General features: G+C 60.8%; 14 protein-coding genes and 1 tRNA gene. 3 read left to right on the forward strand and 12 right to left on the reverse strand.

The genetic code is table 11. The annotated features are described in order from the left end of the window. Positions 1 to 93: 93 nt before the first annotated feature. From EN939_RS02490 to obgE, 3 genes are read right to left on the reverse strand one after another with little or no spacing between them, the layout of a single operon-like run. Positions 94 to 1,380, reverse strand: a complete 1,287-nt coding sequence (locus EN939_RS02490) for a glutamate-5-semialdehyde dehydrogenase (RefSeq protein WP_127266816.1) — start codon at positions 1,378 to 1,380, stop codon at positions 94 to 96. A 3-nt stretch (positions 1,381 to 1,383) separates the two neighbouring features. Further along, on the reverse strand, positions 1,384 to 2,574 hold the full coding sequence (gene proB, locus EN939_RS02495) for a glutamate 5-kinase (protein WP_127266817.1): 1,191 nt from the start codon (positions 2,572 to 2,574) through the stop codon (positions 1,384 to 1,386). A gap of 4 nt (positions 2,575 to 2,578) precedes the next feature. Beyond that, entirely contained in the window at positions 2,579 to 3,610 is a 1,032-nt protein-coding gene (gene obgE, locus EN939_RS02500) for a GTPase ObgE (protein ID WP_127266818.1), read from the reverse strand. Between the two features lie 134 nt (positions 3,611 to 3,744). Between obgE and EN939_RS02505 the strand changes: the two genes are divergently transcribed. Then, complete coding sequence (locus EN939_RS02505) at positions 3,745 to 4,614, forward strand: endonuclease/exonuclease/phosphatase family protein (RefSeq protein ID WP_127266819.1); 870 nt, start codon at positions 3,745 to 3,747, stop codon at positions 4,612 to 4,614. 178 nt (positions 4,615 to 4,792) lie between these two features. Here the strand turns inward: EN939_RS02505 and EN939_RS02510 are convergent, their stop codons facing one another. From EN939_RS02510 to EN939_RS02520, 3 genes are all read right to left on the reverse strand, one after another. Next, complete coding sequence (locus EN939_RS02510; RefSeq protein WP_063173273.1) at positions 4,793 to 5,380, reverse strand: GNAT family N-acetyltransferase; 588 nt, start codon at positions 5,378 to 5,380, stop codon at positions 4,793 to 4,795. A 119-nt stretch (positions 5,381 to 5,499) separates the two neighbouring features. Further along, on the reverse strand, positions 5,500 to 5,769 hold the full coding sequence (gene rpmA, locus EN939_RS02515; RefSeq protein ID WP_013529063.1) for a 50S ribosomal protein L27: 270 nt from the start codon (positions 5,767 to 5,769) through the stop codon (positions 5,500 to 5,502). A gap of 97 nt (positions 5,770 to 5,866) precedes the next feature. Next, positions 5,867 to 6,532 carry a 50S ribosomal protein L21 gene (locus tag EN939_RS02520; RefSeq protein ID WP_127266820.1) on the reverse strand — a complete coding sequence of 222 codons (666 nt, stop codon included), beginning with the start codon at positions 6,530 to 6,532 and terminating at the stop codon, positions 5,867 to 5,869. Positions 6,533 to 6,940: 408 nt separating this feature from the next. Here EN939_RS02520 and EN939_RS02525 point away from each other — a divergent pair. Both EN939_RS02525 and EN939_RS02530 read left to right on the forward strand, forming a co-directional pair. Further along, positions 6,941 to 7,030, forward strand: a tRNA-Ser gene (locus EN939_RS02525). Between the two features lie 114 nt (positions 7,031 to 7,144). Further along, positions 7,145 to 8,467 (forward strand): tyrosine-type recombinase/integrase, encoded by a 1,323-nt coding sequence (locus tag EN939_RS02530; protein WP_024502873.1) that lies wholly within the window; start codon positions 7,145 to 7,147, stop codon positions 8,465 to 8,467. Between the two features lie 1,452 nt (positions 8,468 to 9,919). Here the strand turns inward: EN939_RS02530 and EN939_RS02535 are convergent. The 6 genes from EN939_RS02535 to EN939_RS02560 form a co-directional block, all read right to left on the reverse strand. Further along, positions 9,920 to 11,821, reverse strand: a complete 1,902-nt coding sequence (locus EN939_RS02535; protein WP_024502871.1) for a putative bifunctional diguanylate cyclase/phosphodiesterase — start codon at positions 11,819 to 11,821, stop codon at positions 9,920 to 9,922. Between the two features lie 177 nt (positions 11,822 to 11,998). After that, on the reverse strand, positions 11,999 to 13,177 hold the full coding sequence (ubiM, locus tag EN939_RS02540; protein WP_032899078.1) for a 5-demethoxyubiquinol-8 5-hydroxylase UbiM: 1,179 nt from the start codon (positions 13,175 to 13,177) through the stop codon (positions 11,999 to 12,001). A 283-nt stretch (positions 13,178 to 13,460) separates the two neighbouring features. Beyond that, the gene (locus tag EN939_RS02545) at positions 13,461 to 14,078 is read right to left on the reverse strand and encodes a hypothetical protein (RefSeq protein ID WP_024502869.1); all 618 of its coding nucleotides are present in this window, start codon (positions 14,076 to 14,078) and stop codon (positions 13,461 to 13,463) included. A 714-nt stretch (positions 14,079 to 14,792) separates the two neighbouring features. Next, positions 14,793 to 14,948, reverse strand: coding sequence for a cbb3-type cytochrome oxidase assembly protein CcoS (ccoS, locus tag EN939_RS02550; protein ID WP_081714250.1), 156 nt, complete (start codon positions 14,946 to 14,948; stop codon positions 14,793 to 14,795). A 5-nt stretch (positions 14,949 to 14,953) separates the two neighbouring features. Beyond that, on the reverse strand, positions 14,954 to 17,233 hold the full coding sequence (locus EN939_RS02555; protein WP_024502868.1) for a cation-translocating P-type ATPase: 2,280 nt from the start codon (positions 17,231 to 17,233) through the stop codon (positions 14,954 to 14,956). Next, entirely contained in the window at positions 17,230 to 17,727 is a 498-nt protein-coding gene (locus EN939_RS02560; RefSeq protein WP_024502867.1) for a FixH family protein, read from the reverse strand. Before EN939_RS02560 ends, EN939_RS02555 begins: the two co-directional genes overlap by 4 nt. Between the last annotated feature and the right edge of the window lie 68 nt (positions 17,728 to 17,795).

Raw genomic sequence — 17,795 nt, forward strand, 5'->3', positions numbered from 1 at the left:
GCCTTTCTCGGCATGCGGCATCTTCAGGTAACGGGAGGGTACCGCCGGTTCGGAAGATGCCAGCATTGCCTCAGGCTCTGACAACGAAAAGATTCAAGGCCTCACCTGTCCCGACCCGCGCACGCGGTATTTGAACGAGGTCAGCTGCTCGACGCCGACCGGTCCGCGCGCATGCATCTTGCCGGTGGCTATGCCGATCTCGGCGCCCATGCCGAACTCACCGCCATCGGCGAACTGCGTCGATGCGTTGTGCAGCAGGATCGCCGAATCGATCTCGTTGAAGAATCTTTCGACGGCTTGCGCGTCCTCGGCGACGATCGCCTCGGTGTGATGCGAGGAAAACGTCTCGATATGCTCGATGGCACCGGCAACGCCGTCGACCAGCTTCACCGCGATGATGGCGTCGAGATATTCAGTCACCCAGTCGGCATCGATCGCCGGCTTGGCATCGAAAAACACTTTCAGCACGTCGGCATCGGCATGGATTTCGCAACCCGCCGCGCGCAGTGCGTCGAGGATCGGCACCAGATGGGTGGAGGCGACCGCCTGGTCGACCAGCAGCGTCTCGGCGGCACCGCAGACGCCGGTGCGCCGCATCTTGGCGTTGACGGCTATCCGCACCGCCATGTCGAGATCGGCCGAGCGGTCGATGTAGAGATGGCAGATGCCTTCGAGATGCGCGAAAACCGGCACCCGTGCCTCAGCCTGCACGCGCCCGACGAGGCTTTTGCCGCCGCGCGGGATGATGACATCCAGCGTGCCGCCGAGGCCCTTCAGCATCTCGCCAACGGCGGCGCGATCGGTGGTCGGCACCAGCTGGATGGCGTCTTCCGGCAGGCCGGCTTGCTTCAGCCCTTCGACCAGGCAGGCATGGATGGCGGCTGATGAATTGAGCGAATCCGAGCCGCCACGCAGGATCACCGGATTGCCTGCCTTGAGGCACAGCGCGCCGGCATCGGCGGTGACGTTCGGGCGGCTCTCATAGATGACGCCGACGACGCCGAGCGGTGTGCGCACACGCTCGATATGCAGGTCGTTCGGCCTGTCCCATTGCGCCATCACATCGCCGACCGGATCGCGCAGCGCGGCGATTTCCCTGATGCCGTCGGCCATGGCGCGAATGCGCGCCGGATCGAGCTTCAGCCGATCCATGAAGGAGGCGGAAAGCCCGGATTCCTGGCCGTTCGAGACATCGATGGCGTTGGCGTCGAGAATGTCCTGCTCACGAGCGACGATCGCCTCTGCCATGGCGAGGAGTGCGGCGTTCTTGGCGGCGGTCGTGGCAATGGCCAGCGGTCGGGCGGCAGCGCGGGCACAACGGCCGATATCGGCCATCGTTGCTACGGTGTCATCCCCGGATTTTTCATGCAGTTTCAGCATGGCTCATCCTCCGCTTACATCGCCACCGACCGTGACTTGGTCACCGGCCCCTGTTTGGTCGCCGGCCCGTACTTGGTCACCCGAATGGCTCACCACAAGGTCGTCGCGGTGGATCATCGCCGAACGCGCCTCGTAGCCGAGCACGGTTTCGATCTCGGTCGTCTTCAGGCCCGCGATCCTTACGGCATCGGCCGCATCGTAGGCAACCAGCCCGCGCGCGATCTCGCGGCCCTCGGGCGACAGGATCGCCACCGTGTCGCCGCGCGAGAAATTGCCGCTGACCAGCTTGACGCCGGCCGGCAGCAACGACTTGCCCGACAGCAGCGCACCGATGGCGCCGGCATCGACCGTAAGCCGGCCGGCCGGTTCGAGCTGGCCGGCGATCCAGGTCTTGTAGCCCTTGACCGGGTTGCTGCTCGGCCGAAAGAAAGTAGCGCGCTCGCCGCGTTCGATCGCCATCAGCGGCGACAACCGCGTGCCCGACGTGATGATCATCGCGGTGCCGGCGGCGGTGGCGATCTTGCCGGCATCGAGCTTCGTGCGCATGCCGCCGCGCGACAGCTCGGAAGCGGCCGCACCCGCCATCGCCTCGATATCGGGCGTGATGCGGTCGACCACTGGAATGAATTTGGCCTGGGGGTCACGCGCCGGCGGCGCCGTATAGAGGCCATCGATGTCGGAGAGCAGTACCAGGAGGTCGGCGCCCATCATGGTGGCGACGCGAGCCGCCAGCCGGTCATTGTCGCCATAGCGGATTTCGGACGTCGCCACCGTGTCGTTTTCGTTGATGACCGGCACCGCCTTCATCTTGAGCAGCGTCGAGATCGTTGCCCGCGCATTGAGATAGCGGCGGCGCTCCTCGGTGTCGCCGAGCGTCAGCAGGACCTGGCCCGATTTCAGGCTGCCCTTGCCGAGCGCATCCGACCACGCGCCGGCCAATGCGATCTGCCCGACGGCTGCCGCGGCCTGGCTCTCTTCGAGCTTCAAGGCGCGCTTGCCGAGACCAAGGATCGTGCGGCCAAGCGCGATGGCGCCGGACGAGACGACAAGGATTTCAGCGCCGCCCTTGGCCAGCGCCGCAATGTCGTCGGCGAGCGAGGCCAGCCAGTCGCGCTTCAGGCCTGTCGCGCGGTCGACGAGCAGCGCCGAGCCGATCTTGACGGTGATGCGCCGATATTTTCCCAGCGACTGCATCGTCCTACTTTTCCCAGCGCGTCTCGACTGGCGCAGCGATCTGCGCACGCGCCTCGGCCACCACCGACATCAGCGCCCGCAGCACCGCCTCGACACCCTCGCCGGTGACGGCCGACAACAGCATCGGCGCGCGGCCGGCGGCGCGCTTCAGCGAGGCGACTTTCTTCTTGCGCGCATCGGCGTCGAGCGTGTCGACCTGGGACAGTGCCACGATCTCGACCTTGTCGGTCAGGCCGTTGCCATAGGCCTCAAGCTCCGCGCGGACGGTCTTGTAGGCTTTGCCCGGATTTTCCTCCTGCGCCGAAACCAGATGCAACAGCACACGCGTGCGCTCGACATGGCCAAGGAAGCGGTCCCCGATGCCGACACCCTCATGCGCGCCTTCGATGAGGCCCGGAATATCGGCGATGACGAATTCGCGCGCGTCGATGCGGGCAACGCCGAGGCCGGGATGCAGCGTCGTGAACGGATAGTCGGCGATCTTCGGCTTGGCCGCGGTGACGGCGGCCAGGAATGTCGACTTGCCGGCATTCGGCAGCCCGACCAGTCCGGCATCGGCGATCAGCTTCAGCCGCAGCCAGATGTTGAGCTCCTGCCCCGGCAGGCCGGGGTTGGCGCGGCGCGGCGCCTGGTTGGTCGAGGTCTTGAAATGCTGGTTGCCGAAGCCACCATTGCCGCCCTTGGCGAGCAGAAAGCGCTGGCCGACCACGGTCAGGTCGCAGATCAGCGTCTCGTTGTCTTCTTCGAACACCTGCGTTCCCGCCGGCACTTTCAGCGTGACATCGGCGCCCTTGGCGCCGGTCATGTTGCGGCCCATGCCGTGGACGCCGGTCTTGGCCTTGAAATGCTGCTGGTAGCGGTAGTCTATCAGCGTGTTCAACCCGTCGACGGCCTCCAGCCAGACATCGCCGCCACGGCCGCCATCACCGCCGTCCGGCCCGCCGAACTCGATGAACTTTTCGCGCCGGAACGACACCGAACCAGCGCCACCGTCACCGGAGCGGATGTAGACCTTGGCTTGATCGAGAAATTTCATGGGATTGTACAGTTTCTACTAGTGGCCTTGCGGCATTGCTCTAAACCTTGGCCCTTGCTCTAAACCAAGGCGCGGCGAAGGGCGAGGCCGTTTTGTGACAATGGCCGCGCGGGATCGGCCGGAGAGATGCCGGAATGAAGCTTGTAACCTACAATATCCAGTACGGCATCGGCCTCGACGGGCAGTACGATGTCGGACGCATCGCTGATGCTGTACGCGGCGCCGATGTGATCGCTCTGCAGGAGGTGACCCGCAACAATCCCAGGAACGGCGGCCGCGACATGGTCGCCGAGATCGGCGAGGCGCTGCCCGACTACTTCGCCGTCTATGGCAGCAATTTCGAGGCCAATATCGGTTCGCACATCGACAATGGCCGCGCCATCACGAAAACCTTCCAGCTCGGCAACATGGTGCTGTCGAAAACGCCTATTCATCTGTCGCGCAACCTGCTTTTGCCGCGCAGCCGCAGCTTTGAGATGATGAACTTCCAGCGTGGCGCGCTGGAAGCGCTGATCGAGACGCCGCTTGGTTTCATCCGCTTCTATTCCATCCATCTCGATCACCGCAGCCCCGTCGAACGCGCCAGCCAGATCCAGTTCCTGCGCCAACGCATGCTGAACTACGCGCTCGAAGGCGGCGCGCTGTCCGGCGTCGCCGAGATCGGCCTGCCGGAATTGCCGCATCCCGAAGCCTTTGTCGGTATGGGCGATTTCAACATGTTGGCCGGCTCACCCGAATATATCGAACTCGCCGGCCGGCCGGATCATGAATTCGGCATGCCGCTGACCGCCGACTTCGCCGTTGATGCCGCCTTGCGCCTGAACGCCACCGGCGACGATCTCATCAGCTGGGTCGATCCCAGGCAACCCACCGATCCCAGCCGCCACAAGCGCATCGACTACATCTTCACCAGCGCGTCGCTCGCCAGGTCCCTGCAGCGCCTGTGGGTCGACCGAAAGGCCGTCGGCTCGGACCACCTGCCGGTCTGGGTCGAACTGGGCTGATCCAAGTTTGCCTCCCATTGGTTTCGCGCCGTACCCGATGTGTGTCGAGATTCAGGTCAGGCCGAGCCGAGAATAGTGGCTTCCGAGAACCGGAGCGGAGTGTACTTTTCGTACGCGAGCACCGGAAGCGCAGGAAACCGCCATTCGCAGGCCGGCCTCACCTGAATATCGGCACACATCAAAAGTGGACCCAGTTCCGCAAGCTCGTCCAGGTCTTGCGATCGAGCCGGTAGCGCTCGACGGGAACCTGGCCGGCGACAATCGAGTTCAGCATGCCCTGGCCGGCATATTGGAACCCGCATTTGTGGATGACGCGGCGCGAGGCCGGATTGATGACCCGTGTCGAGGCATGCAGAACCTGGATCGACGTCCTCTGGAAGGCGAGGTCGACCAGCGCGTGCGCCGCCTCGGTCGCATAGCCCTTCTTCCAGTGCGGCTCGCCGATCCAGTAACCGAGCTCCAGCCCGCGATCGGTGGTGTTGAGACCGGCGCAGCCGACGAAAGTGTCGGTGCCGGCCAGCGTCAGGGCATAAGCGATACCGGCCCGGCGCGACTTGGTCATGGCCAGGAAAGAGCGCGCCTCGGCCTCGCCATAGGGGTGCGGCATGCGGGCCAGCATTTCGGCGACATGGCGGTTGTCGGCAAGTTCGACCAGTTGCGCGATATCGCCTTCGTGAGGCGCCCGCATCACCAGTCGCTCGGTGACCAGCACCGGACAATCTATCGCGTAACTTTCGTCTTCTGAGTCTTCCGCTTCGGCAACCATTTGAAAGTCCTCCAGGCACAAGAAAAAGGGGAGATGGAAACCCATCTCCCCTGATCCTTTTCCTGGCTTTGCCAGACACCGGTCCCGAGATGGGCGCCGGTGTTCTAGTGCGGAACCGGCTACTCCGCGGCTTTGGCAATCGGGTTGACCGATACGTAGGTTCGGCCGTTGGCTTTTTTGTTGAACGTCACGGCGCCGGTCTCGAGCGCAAAAAGCGTATGGTCCGTGCCCATGCCGACATTGACGCCGGGATGCCACGTGGTGCCGCGTTGACGAATGATGATGTTGCCCGGGATGACGGCTTCGCCGCCGAACTTCTTCACGCCCAGACGCTTGGAATGCGAGTCGCGACCGTTGCGCGACGAGCCGCCAGCTTTCTTGTGTGCCATCTAACTAACTCCGTTGCGCCGCAAGGCGCCTAAAAGGCCTTATGAACGCGTTCGCGTTCCGTTTCAAGTCCGATCCGGCGACCAGGTCGCCAGAAAATTACTTCGCAGCCAATTCCTTGGCCTGCTCGCGCCAGTCCTTGATCTGGTCGGCGCTGAAGGACATGTGCTCGTCGATCTTGGCGACATCCTTGTCGGTCAGCTTGGCGAGCTGCGCGAAGGTGATGATGCCCTGCTCGTTGAGATCCTTGGCTGCGACCGGGCCGATGCCCTTGATCACGGTCAGATCGTCCGGCTCACCCTTCGGCGCCTTGAACAGCGGCACTGCCGCGGTCTCGGCTGCCTTGGCCTTGGGCTCCTTCTTCGGCGCGGCTTCCGCCTGCACCTCGGTGGCGGCCTCGGCCTTCACCTTCTTCGGCGCCTTGACCGATGCCGTCTTCGTCGGCTTGGCGCCACCCAGCAGGATCTCGGAGATCCGCACGGTGGTCAAAAGCTGACGATGGCCGATCTTGCGGCGCGAATTCTGCCGGCGGCGCTTCTTGAAGGCGATGACGGTGCGGTTCTTGCCCTGCTCGACGACTTCGGCGGTGACCACCGCGCCATCGACGAACGGCGCGCCGAACGTGACATTCTCGCCTTCGCCATGTGCAAGGACGTGGCCGATCTCGACCATATCGCCGACATTGGCTTCGACTTTTTCGATCTTCAGGAGATCGTTGGCGGCAACGCGATACTGCTTGCCACCCGTTTTAATGACTGCGAACATTTTTTGCCTTTCGCTGTTCGGTCGGCCTTGATGAACCGCCTGAGGCAGTTCAGCCGTCTTTTTGTCAGTCTGCGGGTTCAAAAAACAAGCGGCGCGGAAGAACCCTCCACGCCGATTGCGCGCTGTCCCTAACCGAAGGTTGGGGGCGAGTCAAGGCAAACCAGCCGCGCCGTTTCGAGACCGTCATTGGCGGGCACGGACCGGCTGTGCCGACATGCCCACGGCGTTGCCCCCGCCTGGGCTGAGGATGGGTGACTGGTCGGCAATCTGCCTCGGGCCTCGCTGTACCCACCAGCCCGTGAATCCGCCGCTTGCCAAGCAAGCCAAATAACTGACGGATTGGCCTTGTAACCTGCCCGTTCAGCCGTTATCTAGTGCGCCGCGCCGGCAACGGCCGACCATGACCGCGGAGAGGTGGCAGAGTGGTCGAATGCACCGCACTCGAAATGCGGCATGGGTGCAAGCCCATCGGGGGTTCGAATCCCTCCCTCTCCGCCATATAGCTTCCATAAAAATCCTTTCCTTTCAAAAGCTTCCTTGTTGCACTTGACCAGCACGAAGCGAAACATATCTTAGACTGTGTAACAAACTGTGTAACATTAGAGAAAGATAATGCGACGTTCCGCAGCGCCAAAGCCGCATAAACGTGAAGGCATCTGGTATCTCGTCCGCAGGGTGCCGAAGGAATTCGCGGCGTTTGATCGCCGCTGCCTAGTACGCATTTCCACGGGCGTCGCCGTGGCTGACGATCCCCGCGGTGTACGGGCGCGAGATGCAGTGCAAAGCCTCGGCGCGGGGCTGGAGGCGTATTGGCGTAGACTGCGGGAAGGCCAATCCGCCGAGGCGGGGCTGCGTTTCGAAGCCGCGAGGAAGCGCGCGCGGTCATTTGGATTGGCCTATCGCACTAACGAGGAACTAGCAGCGGGGCCGCTCGACGAACTCATGGCCCGTATCAAGCTGCTCCTCGACAAAAAATCGATCGAGGACGCGCAGGACGTCTCGGCCGTCATGGGTGGGGAGAAGCGGCCAGCGGTCCGCCTGAGCGGTCTTATCAAGGAATTCGAGACGATCGAGCAACAGAACTTGCTGGCCATGTCGCCCAACCAAATCAAGAAATGGCGTAACCCCAAAAAGCGCGCAGTTGCCAATCTGGTTGGAGTCATTGGCGACAAGGAGATCGCAAGCCTCACTCGGGACGACGCAATCGCGTTCCGCGAGTGGTGGCAAAAGCGGATCGTTGAGGATGGACTTGATATCGGTACGGCCAACAAGGACATCGGCCATGTTTCGAAAATGCTGCGCGTCGTCGATCTGACTCACCAGCTCAAGCTGGAGCCGGTTTTTCGAAACCTGCGTCTTTCCGGCGCCGTCCCCGGGCAACGCGCTGCGTTCACAGCGGAGTTCATTCAGGAGAAGATACTCGCTGAAGGCGCGCTCGACGGACTCAATGACGAAGCCCGCCATCTAATCTATGTGATTGCCGATACCGGACTCAGGCTTTCTGAAGCGGCAAACCTCACCACCGAAACAATCCACCTCGATCGAGAAATCCCGCATGTGCGGGTGCGCCCCAATGGCCGTCGCTTGAAGACCGGTCATTCAGCCCGTGACATTCCCTTGGTTGGCGGCGCACTTGCAGCCATCAAGCTCCATCCGGACGGCTTTCCTCGTTATCGCGACAAGGCCGCGTCACTTTCAGCGCTCGTCAACAAGGTGCTCGCCAGCAAGGAACTTCTGCCGACTTCCGAGCATAGTCTTTATAGCCTGCGACACACTTTCGAGGACCGGCTGACGGCAGTTGAGGCGCCGGAGAAGGTAATTGCTTCTCTGATGGGCCACAAATGGATCCGGCCCAAATACGGCGCGGGACCTTCGTTAGCGCAAAAGCGCGAGTGGCTCCAAAAAATCGCTTTTACCCCGCCCGGGCGAATGTGATTGCGGCGCCATCCAGGCCTTGAGAACCAACCTCACGGCTCCAGCTGTCCGAGCCATTTAGGTTGAGCGTGGCCAGCACGCGCTGCGCTCGCTCGCGATTTCCGAGCTTCCGCCGCATTTGTTCGACCTCGTATTCCAGCCTTTCGAAGGTCGGTATATAGGCATCTCCATGCCGGATGACCAAGTAGGCGGCAACAGCTAGACACCATTCTAGCTCCGTGGCCGATGGATCGGAAAAAGGGGCGACGCCATACCAAGACGAGCAACGCCTCTCGAGGGCTTCCGAACTAGGCAAACGGCCAGCATGTGGCATGGGAAAGAAACCTATGCCTGATCGACGAACCTAAAGTGCTCACGAAGCTTGACCGGTACGCGGGCCATCGGAGGGTTCTGCCTAAAACCGCCAAAAATTTTGAAACACCCATTCATCCGGCTCGAATTCAAAGGGATCGGCGATTTTTGGGTTATGGCTTGCAAGCATAGTTCAGCCCAGACAAGAACGCCTGATATCTTGTCGTGCACTGTCACCCTGCCAAATATGGTGCCGGCGACAACGGCAGTTTGGCGAGCAGAAGAATTCCCGAGACTGAGACGTTCTACGGCTTGGCCCATGTTCGCGCTCCTCCTCGATTGGAGACAGGATGGGCCATATGGAAGCGAATAAAAGGAGGTTGGTGACGAGTCTCGGTAGTGGAGTAGAAACGGGTGGAAAAGCTTGCGCTATTCGCCATCGGCGCCGCTAAACGCATTTGAGAGAAGGGGCAGCGATCGCCAAGAGATGACGTCCGATCGCAAGCCGGCTAGAAATGCGACAGTGACGCGCCTTTTTTGGCACGACCTTAGCACCCGATCGGGCCTCAGCTGGTCGTCGTTGCGCAGCCGATCGGGTGCGATTTTTATAAAGCTCTCTTGGCTTTAGCTTTGAGAGCCCGTCATCGAGACAAATGCAAGGGAACGGTCCGCCCCCTGGGGACATTCGACATGCCGTGGCAGCTTCCTATGGTGAGCCAGCGCATTCCGATACACGTTTTCCGCGCTCTACCGTTGCTCCAGCACCTGTGCTGAGGCTGAGCGCTTGATCAGGACCCGACCGCTGCTGTTGCGGGATGGTGACTGGGTTGAGGTCGCGAAGACCTTGACCGCGGGTACGTTGTTCATCCCGATGAGCGCTGAGCCGAGAAGCAGCCAAGAACGCTTCCCGTAATCGAATCCTACGGGAACCGCGAAACCAGCGTCCAAAGGACGCAATTCTCCGACGTCGTTCACTCAAGCTCATCTCGCAACTTGAACGCTTGTATGAAGCCGCTGCATGTGCGCCGGTGGACCGGATTGCTGCTATCCAAACCACGTGCTCAGTTTCGCCCCGTAATAACTCTACCGTCCGAAACGGCTTTCGCGCGTCAGGTCCACCCCACATGAAAGTTCCGCGAGCAGCACGGACGGAGAGGCCGGTCACAACTCCTTCGCGTGCTCTTTTACTACCGAATCAAGTGCCAAATGGAGAGGCACTGCCTTAGAGAACAGGAAGCCCTGCGCGGTTCTGCAGCCAAGCTGGTACAGAGTTTGCCGATCTGCCTCTGTTTCAACGCCCTCGGCCATGACCTCGATCCCGAGCGTCCTACCAAGATCAATCACCGCTTTGACAAGCAGCCGATTCTCCCGGGACTTGGCTAAGCCGCGAACGAAGCCCTGATCTATTTTCACCTTCCTGATCCGACTGTCCTTGAGCGATGCCAACGTCGAAAAACCGGTGCCGAAGTCATCGAGCGCGATAGAAATGCCAGCATGTGAAAGCCGGGCGAGCTTTTCATCCACTCTGTCCGGATCCACTGGGGCTTCTTCGGTAATCTCGATGTCGAACATCGTTGCAGGGAGGTCTTTTGCCGCCAGACCATTAAGAATCATCTCGTCAATATCGCCAGCTTCCAACTCGCACGGTGAAACATTCATCGCCACACGAACATCACGACGGTCAGCTTTGACCAAGCCCTCGATAAGAGCGCAACAGTCGGCGAATACCGTTTGAGTTAGCAGCTGAAGCATTCCAGTTTCGCGTGCCGCTGTCATGATCTCGGGCGGAGAAATGGGACCGTGAAGCGGGTGAGACCATCTTAGCAAGGCTTCAAAACTGACGACGGCTTCAGTTTCGAGTCTTACGATTGGCTGAAACCAAGCGACCAAGCTTCTCATCGTTATCGCCGAATGAAGATCGCGTTCGATTGACTGGCGGCGTTGCAACTCCCGGGCTAGCTCGGCATCGAACAGACAAAATTCATTCCTGCCGCGGCGCTTAGCTGTGTAAAGGGCGATGTCGGCCCGCAACAACATTTCCGTTAGTCCGGGGTTTTCAGCCAAGTAGATTCCTATAGACGCTCCAATGCGGACTGATGCGATCCCAGGATAGGGGCGAGCAAGCTTGGCTATGAGATTGGACGCGAGATTGGTGGGAGAAGGAGAATTCTTTCGCGAAGAAAAAACCAGCACGAATTCATCCCCACCGATGCGGGCGAGCGTTGAGCCCTCCGGTGCTTCTTCCTCTATTCGGCGGGCGATCCTGGCAAGCAGCTCGTCACCCGTTCTGTGACCGTAGGTATCGTTGACAGATTTGAACCCGTCCAGATCAATCAGCATGGCCACAAAGGGTCCATCGGTGTTCTCAAACTGATCGATTGCATGTTCGAGGCCCCGCCTGTTGAGGAGCGCGGTAAGATGGTCCTCCCTGGAATTGCGCTCCATTTCCGCGGCAAGCCGCTCGGCTTGATGTCTCAGGCGGCTCGCGTCACGGAAGCGCGCTTGTCCAACGAACGAGGATCGAACCAGGCCGCCCTCGAAAAGCAGGACGGCAAAAGCCAGAATGTAGTTTTCCGGGGCTCCCTTCGTCAGCAAACATGCGGCGGCAATGAGGAGTGGCGGTGTGATGAAGCATATCGCTGCCGCAGCATATGAGCTGCCGTACGTGACCGCGCCAGCTGAAATGCCCGCCAGAATTATTAGATGCAGCGATGCTTGAGACGTCGTGTATCCAGCCGTTAGGACGGCAAGGAATGACCAGGTGAATCCCGCCAGAAGAGCAAGCCTGCCAAACCAGCGAAGCCGCAGCCAAACCCGTGTCAGATCATCCTGGACTCCGGGTTCCTTCAGCTGATGACGGGCGAGTGCAAGGCGGGCGGCATTTATCGCATTAACGACCGAAAACCAGGCCGCGCCAGCAAGACCGTTCCCGGAAAGGGCCTGCACGGTCAAAATCAGCCCGGACAGCACAATGCTTATCGGCATTGAGACGAAAAGGCCTGCCCTCAGATCAGCGAGCTGGTCCTGAAGGATTCTCGCCTCCAGCGGATCTTCTTTTTCCAAGGCTGGACGGGTCAGCTTGCTTACTCCTGCTTGTCCGCAGCCTATGCAGCCCCCCTGAAGGACGGGTTAATTCTTCAATCGGAGATCAGCGTCGGGGAGCAGGATTACTCCGGTGCATCATGCACTCTCTCCCATCGCTCGCCCAGCACGCGCAAAAATGCGACTGCTGGTGCAGTATCACCGCTGGAGCTCCGCCGAAATCCCATGCCGGACAAGGGGAACATGTTGGGCAAAGCGAAGCCCCAGATGCCTTGCAAGCCGTGCCGCCAGGTGGTCTCTGGAGTAGAGTCCAACCAATATGTTCGTTGCATGGTAGAGCGGCGCCGCCGACAGGCGCAGCCGCCTTTCGTATATATGCAGCATGTCGGGGTCGCCAACATTGCGGCCGTCGCGGCACGCAGTCATGATTCCACGGGCGAGTTGCTTCTGGCTGCTGAGACCGATGTTGAACCCGTGAGCGGTCACCGGGTGCATGCCGATGGCAGCGTCGCCGATGAGTGCGGCGCTCGGCGCCCGGAATTTGTGCGCCCAGGTCGTGACCAGCGGATAGGTGTGGCGCTTGCTTGCCAAGGTCATTTTTCCAAGGCGCCCTCGACACCGTTTCGTCAACTCCGACAGGAACAAATCATCATCGAAGGCAAGCAGTCTATAGGCCTCGTTTGAGCGCAATGTGAGCAGCAGCGACGACATGCCCTCCGCTAGGGGCAATATCGCTATCGTCTGATGGTGATCGAACCATTCGATGGCGATCTGGTGGTGGGCGCGCTCGTGCCTCACTCGGCAAATCAGCATCGAGTGGCCAAGCCGGTTGATATCGGCGCCGATGCCTAGCAGATCACGCGTGGCGGACAAACGCGAATCCGCGGCAACAACCAGCCGAGCAGTTAAACGCGCGCCATTAGAGAGCGTTACGACTGCTCCTTCTTGGCTGTTTGTTGCATCGACGACCGAGTGGCCGCACAACAGCCGGGCGCGATCCTGCAAGCGGACGATTTTGAACAGCGCCTCGCGGATCCGGCAATTTGGAACCAAAACCCCCAGCGGTTCTCCAGAGTTGCTGGGAGGATCGAAACGAAGAGCGAATGCGCTCGAGCCGTTGAGCACGCGCGCGCCTTGAAGTGCTGATTTGTCCGAAGCCGGAATGACATCCCAGGCGCCGAGCTCGCGAAGGGTTCTGATCGAAGCGTTGGTCAGCGCGATTTCGCGACCATCGAAAGCCGGATTCGCCAGACTATCGAATGTGTTCTGTTCAACAACTGCCACCTTGAGTTCGCTTTGGGCAAGCGACGCAGCGAACGAAAGGCCGACCGGGCCGGCTCCAACGACAACGATGTCAAAATTATCGTCAGAGCCCATCAGCGTGCCGCCATCCGGTCGCCTATCCTCGTGTAACGGTGAAACTGAGCCGAGTGACATGAGCTCCGTGCCCGCCGCATTGCCTAAAGGCGCTGGGCCGGGAGATTCGCATCGATCGGCAACGAAGCACTCAAAGCGCTCAGAGGTGGATGCGGCTAACCGATCCCGCCCTTTCGCCGCGCAGCCGCGCAGATCGCCGCCAGCAAGCGAGACACTCGCGACGCTGGTCAGCGACGGCCGCGCCGCATCGATCGCCACATTCCACCTGGAACCCTTGCGCATACTACTCACGCTCCACGACGTCGAAGCGGGCTCTCTTGCGAGGGTGAGGGTATCGAACGTAGCGCTCTCTCTCGTCATCCCAGCCAAGGTAGCGGAAACTTTTATCCACGACCGCGCATATCTCATCAAGAACCTGCTGCATGGCTTCGATGTCGATGTCCTTGCAATTCAGTCGCCGATAGAGCAAAGCCCACGCGGCGACATAGTCGTCGAAATAGCGCGCGTCACTCGAACCAATGATCAACTTCGGACGGTTGATCGATCTCGAAAACGCACGTCCCAACCCCGATGATGCTCCGCAGCACGTTGACATCACGAGGATCTTCGGCGCTGGATGCGAGCCCTGGAACATTTTTACGAAGTCAGCCCAAAGAAGGCCACTTCGCCCACTGGACGAAGCGATCCCGTCACCATTGCCGTGCCCGGCGATGTGAAGCACGTCGCACTCCGCCTCCATCGCTCGTACTACAGCCTCACCAAATTTCGTTCGGTTCAACGCCATGTGGAGCTCCGCGCGGATGTTGACAGCCTTTAACAAGTGCTGCACGATCGGTCCCTCTTGCCTGTCGGCGAAGTAGTCATTTGCATTGTGGCAGTCGATGATGTGTACGGTGTTCATGGTACTCCAGCCGCTTGTTCGTTCATCGTCGTGACGAGCGGACACCACGCGCGCGGAACCGCGTGACGTGCGCTGGGTTCCGGTACCGTCGCATAGCCTCAAGGCGCGGGCCGGGAATCGGGATGGATCGGCAACGACGCACACAACCCATCAAAGGCGAAAGCTGTTGATCGGCCCCCCTGTCCGCGCAGCCACGCGGATGGTCAGCCAGCAAGCGAGATACACACGACGCCGGTCAGCTAATGGCTGCGCCGTAAGCACAAGGCATGGCCGACCACACGACAGAAAACCCAGAACCGTGAAGGTGCTGATAATGACGACCAATCTTTCCGTAAGTCATGCATTTCTCCGTCGAAGACTGGTCAATAGACCACACCGATGAGTATGACCCTGATCTGGATCAGCCAGACATGACCAATCGGCACTGGCGGTTCACGGTCAGGTGATCGACCGTGACGTTCCACTTTGGAACCCGTGCGCACATTGCCAAGCTCTCGTCCGGCCACGCGAGGTACTCTCGTGGCATCAGCCGCCTCATACTGGGTGCAATGGTAGGCAGTCCTTCGCACGACAGAGGCTTTTCACAAATGTAGTGTGCAGCTTAGGTCAAGATGGTCATGGAGCATGGAGCATGGAGCATGGACAGCTTGTTCCCGACCGAGCCGGCTCGACTGACGAGCGCGATCCGCGCATCTTATGCACAGCGGATTGAAATCAGCGTTCCGGTTTGTCGTCCCGATCAATTAGTATCCGCTCGGCGGCTCCGTCGAGATCTTCGTATTGACCGCTTCGCAATGCCCAGACGAAGCCGGACACACCCAGTGCACCCAGAAAAAGGGCCACTGGTATGAGATAGAGCAACGTCGTCACGAGGATTATGCCGAATAGCTGACTGCGGAGCGTCCGACTTTTTGAATAACTTGCAGCGTCGCATTCGCCCCGAAGCCGTGCAAGCGCAATGCGTTTCCAATAACAAGCACCGATGAGGCAGACATGGCAATCGCCGCTAACAAAGGCGTGGCGTGGCCCAGGATGGCGATCGGCACGGCGACGGCATTGTAGACGATCGCAATCGCGATGTTCTGGCGGATCAGGTGTCCCGCCTTGCGCGAGACGTCCAGCGCGAGAGGCACTGCCAGAAGGCTTTCGCGCAGGAATACGAAGTCGGCGGCATTGCGGCCAATGTCGGCGGCGGTGGCCGGAGCGATCGAGACATGCGCCGCGCTCAGCGCCGGCGTGTCGTTGAGGCCGTCGCCAACCATCAGAACCTTGTGTCCGTCTTTCGCCAGGGTCTCGATGCGCTCGACCTTGCCCGACGGCAGCAGGCACGGAACGAAGTCGTCGACACCCAGCATTCTTGCAACTTCGCCGCAGGCACCTGCGGTATCGCCCGACAGCATTTGCATCGACACCCCAGTATCGTTCAATCGCTTGATCGCCGCCGCCGCGTCGGCGCGCAGCGCATCCTCGAAATCGAAGGTCGCGACAATGAACCCGTCTTTTGTCAGCACCGTTCCGCCATAGCCATGGTTGCCTTCACCACCGGTCCGGGCCTTCCATCCAGCCCATCCGCGTCGACCCAGCCGCCAGATGCTTCCGGCGACAGTGGCTTCGATCCCGAACCCCGGATGCTCTGTGACGGCATCGAATTTGTGTTGCCCGCCAGGAGCGGCAAAGCCGGTTATGGCCTTTGAAAACGGGTGACGCGAGTGCGCGGCCATGTCTGCCGCGATTGCCAGCATGGCCGGATCGATCGACGATGCATTGAGGAGCCGGGGTTGTCCGAGCGTGAGCGTTCCGGTCTTGTCGAACACTGCGTTATCAATCGTCGCCAGGCGCTCCATGGCCGAACCGTCCTTGACCATGATGCCGTTCTCGAACAGACGCCGCGCGGCGACCACCTGAACGATCGGTACGGCGAGGCCGAGCGCGCACGGGCAGGTGATGATCAGAACGGCAATGGCGATGGTTATCGCCCTATGCCAGTCGCCGGTCACCGCCATCCAGCCAAGGAACGTCGCGAAGGCTGTGAGATGAACCACCGGGGCATAGAGCGCTGAAACGCGATCGGCGATCCGGCGATAATGCGCGCGGCCGCCCTCTGCGGCTTCCATGAGCCGAACCATTTCCGCCAGAAACGAATCTTTCGCGGCGGCTGTCGCCTCAATCGTCAGCGGGCCGGTTAGGTTGAGGACACCAGCCTGCACGGCTTCGCCTGCTGCAACGCTTCGAGGCGTGCTCTCGCCCGAGACAAGCGAACAGTCCAGATCCGATGCCCCTTGAATGATTTTGCCGTCGACGGGTATCCTTTCGCCGGCAGCAATCAGCAGCTGCATCCCTGGTTCGATCTCGCCAACCGGCAGATAGTCGCGTGCGCCGTCGCCGCGCAGCACCATGGCGCCACGTGCGGCCAACTGGGACAGGCCTTTCACGGCGATCCGGGCACGTTCGCGCATCACGTGATCCAACGTGCGGCCGATCAACAGGAAGAACAGCAGCGACACCGATGCATCGAAATAAGCATGGTCGCCATGGTTGATCGTCTCATAGAGGCTCATGGCGTAGGCAAGCGACACCCCGACCGCGATCGGCACGTCCATGTTCATGCGGCCGTGGCGCAACGCATTCCAGGCCGAGCGGAAGAAGATGCCGCCGGCGAAGGCGAGTGCAGGGATGGCGATAAGCGCAGAGACCCAGTGGAACAGGTCGCGGGTAGCGCCTTCGGCACCGGACCAGACAGAGACCGAAAGCAGCATGATATTGCCCGCCGCGAACCCGGCAACCGCGACGGCGCGGATCAACTCCGAAAGCGTCCTGTCCTTTTCATCAATCTCGGGGGCGAAGAGATGCGCCTGGTAGCCGAGCCGTCCAAGCGCGGCGACGAACGGTGGAACCTCGTCGCCACGCCAGCGGACCGAGACCCGTTTCGTCGACAGGTTGACGCGGGCGCTCTCGACGCGATCGAGCGTTCCCAACGCCGTCTCGATCGTCTGGATACAAGCTGCGCAATGAACGCTCGGCACCGAAAGATCGGTTTGGCGGAGATCATCGCCAAGCGATCGGCTCGCCAGCCTGATCTCCTGACTAGACGGCAGGACCGACGTGGTGCTGCCCAGATCAAGCGCCATTTCGGCGCCCGGTGCACAACAACTCATTGCAGCGCTCCATGGGAAATCATGATCCTGCGGACGTCGCGATACGGTTTATCCAGACCGGCGTCGGCGTCGACTTCGACAATCCAGACGCCGTCCTTCGGCATGTGCTGGGCTGCGAATTCCTGGCCCGAGGCGGGTGCGAGGGTGACCGACTTGTCCTCCTTCTCGTACGCGGGATGGCGAAACAGCACCTTGACGCCGTGCAGGGGAACCGGCTTGCCAGCGGCATCGGTGAGGCTGTAGCGGACTTCACCCCATGCGATGGTCAGCTTGCCGGTCCAGCCAAGGGCTGCCTGTGCCCGTCCTTCCGTGGCCTTCTTGTTGAATTGCTGGCTCGCCACATAGGTGTTTTCGACGACGAGGCCAGTCCAGCTTGTGCTGGCGAGCGTCGCCATGGTCAAATTGACCGCGATGATCACGCCGAAAAAGGCGAGGATGATGGCCAGCATGTGCCTGCCGGTAAATTCACGAGGCTTTTGTACATTGGCAGTCATCTGGGGGCCTCCGGCGCGTTGAAGGTGGCGGTGTACTCGTTCGATTCGAAGCTGGCTCTGTCCTCGAC

It is taken from the genome of Mesorhizobium sp. M7A.F.Ca.CA.002.05.1.1 (genome assembly GCF_003998335.1).
GTDB lineage: Bacteria > Pseudomonadota > Alphaproteobacteria > Rhizobiales > Rhizobiaceae > Mesorhizobium.

Excerpts from the sequence above, each read along its gene's own strand:
- EN939_RS02520 (WP_127266820.1), bottom strand. The coding sequence starts at position 6,532 with ATGTTCGCAGTCATTAAAACGGGTGGCAAGCAGTATCGCGTTGCCGCC.
- EN939_RS02555 (WP_024502868.1), bottom strand. The coding sequence starts at position 17,233 with ATGAGTTGTTGTGCACCGGGCGCCGAAATGGCGCTTGATCTGGGCAGC.
- EN939_RS02510 (WP_063173273.1), bottom strand. The coding sequence starts at position 5,380 with ATGGTTGCCGAAGCGGAAGACTCAGAAGACGAAAGTTACGCGATAGAT.
- EN939_RS02505 (WP_127266819.1), top strand. The coding sequence starts at position 3,745 with ATGAAGCTTGTAACCTACAATATCCAGTACGGCATCGGCCTCGACGGG.
- EN939_RS02560 (WP_024502867.1), bottom strand. The coding sequence starts at position 17,727 with ATGACTGCCAATGTACAAAAGCCTCGTGAATTTACCGGCAGGCACATG.
- EN939_RS02545 (WP_024502869.1), bottom strand. The coding sequence starts at position 14,078 with ATGAACACCGTACACATCATCGACTGCCACAATGCAAATGACTACTTC.
- rpmA (WP_013529063.1), bottom strand. The coding sequence starts at position 5,769 with ATGGCACACAAGAAAGCTGGCGGCTCGTCGCGCAACGGTCGCGACTCG.
- proB (WP_127266817.1), bottom strand. The coding sequence starts at position 2,574 with ATGCAGTCGCTGGGAAAATATCGGCGCATCACCGTCAAGATCGGCTCG.
- ubiM (WP_032899078.1), bottom strand. The coding sequence starts at position 13,177 with ATGGGCTCTGACGATAATTTTGACATCGTTGTCGTTGGAGCCGGCCCG.
- obgE (WP_127266818.1), bottom strand. The coding sequence starts at position 3,610 with ATGAAATTTCTCGATCAAGCCAAGGTCTACATCCGCTCCGGTGACGGT.
- EN939_RS02490 (WP_127266816.1), bottom strand. The coding sequence starts at position 1,380 with ATGCTGAAACTGCATGAAAAATCCGGGGATGACACCGTAGCAACGATG.
- EN939_RS02530 (WP_024502873.1), top strand. The coding sequence starts at position 7,145 with ATGCGACGTTCCGCAGCGCCAAAGCCGCATAAACGTGAAGGCATCTGG.